Source organism: Streptomyces sp. NPDC102274, assembly GCF_044766385.1.
GTDB lineage: Bacteria > Actinomycetota > Actinomycetes > Streptomycetales > Streptomycetaceae > Streptomyces.
The window spans coordinates 1,513-2,787 of sequence record NZ_JBIWLW010000106.1; the positions used below are offsets into that span (position 1 = coordinate 1,513).

Sequence of the window (1,275 nt, forward strand, 5' to 3'; positions counted from 1 at the left end):
GCCCTACACCCTTACCCCGGGACAACCACCGCCCGGGCTGGACTACCTTCCTGCGTCACCCCATCGCTTACCTACTACCACCTCGGGTCACCGGCTCCACCACTTTCCATTCCCCGAAGGGTCCGGAACGGCTTCACGGGCTTAGCATCAGAAGATTCGATACTGGGCGTTCCAAAGCGGGTACCGGAATATCAACCGGTTGTCCATCGACTACGCCTGTCGGCCTCGCCTTAGGTCCCGACTTACCCTGGGCAGATCAGCTTGACCCAGGAACCCTTAGTCAATCGGCGCACACGTTTCCCACGTGTGTATCGCTACTCATGCCTGCATTCTCACTCGTGAACCGTCCACCCCTCGCTTCCACGGAGGCTTCACCCGGCACACGACGCTCCCCTACCCATCACAGTCCCCGTTAGGAGTATGTACTGCAATGACACGACTTCGGCGGTACGCTTGAGCCCCGCTACATTGTCGGCGCGGAATCACTTGACCAGTGAGCTATTACGCACTCTTTCAAGGATGGCTGCTTCTAAGCCAACCTCCTGGTTGTCTCTGCGACTCCACATCCTTTCCCACTTAGCGTACGCTTAGGGGCCTTAGTCGATGCTCTGGGCTGTTTCCCTCTCGACCATGGAGCTTATCCCCCACAGTCTCACTGCCGCGCTCTCACTTACCGGCATTCGGAGTTTGGCTAAGGTCAGTAACCCGGTAGGGCCCATCGCCTATCCAGTGCTCTACCTCCGGCAAGAAACACACGACGCTGCACCTAAATGCATTTCGGGGAGAACCAGCTATCACGGAGTTTGATTGGCCTTTCACCCCTAACCACAGGTCATCCCCCAGGTTTTCAACCCTGGTGGGTTCGGTCCTCCACGAAGTCTTACCTCCGCTTCAACCTGCCCATGGCTAGATCACTCCGCTTCGGGTCTTGAGCGCGCTACTAAAACGCCCTATTCGGACTCGCTTTCGCTACGGCTTCCCCACACGGGTTAACCTCGCAACACACCGCAAACTCGCAGGCTCATTCTTCAAAAGGCACGCAGTCACGACGCACCGAGAAAACTCGATGCGCGACGCTCCCACGGCTTGTAGGCACACGGTTTCAGGTACTATTTCACTCCGCTCCCGCGGTACTTTTCACCATTCCCTCACGGTACTATCCGCTATCGGTCACCAGGGAATATTTAGGCTTAGCGGGTGGTCCCGCCAGATTCACACGGGATTTCTCGGGCCCCGTGCTACTTGGGTGGTTCTCAAACGAGCCGTACAGATTTC

At 57.3% G+C, this 1,275-nt stretch carries 1 rRNA gene (only partly in view); it reads right to left on the reverse strand.

Annotation, left to right across the window (positions count from 1 at the left end):
- A 23S ribosomal RNA gene (locus ACIRQP_RS41990) occupies positions 1-1,275 on the reverse strand (it extends past both window edges: 1,490 nt to the left, 186 nt to the right).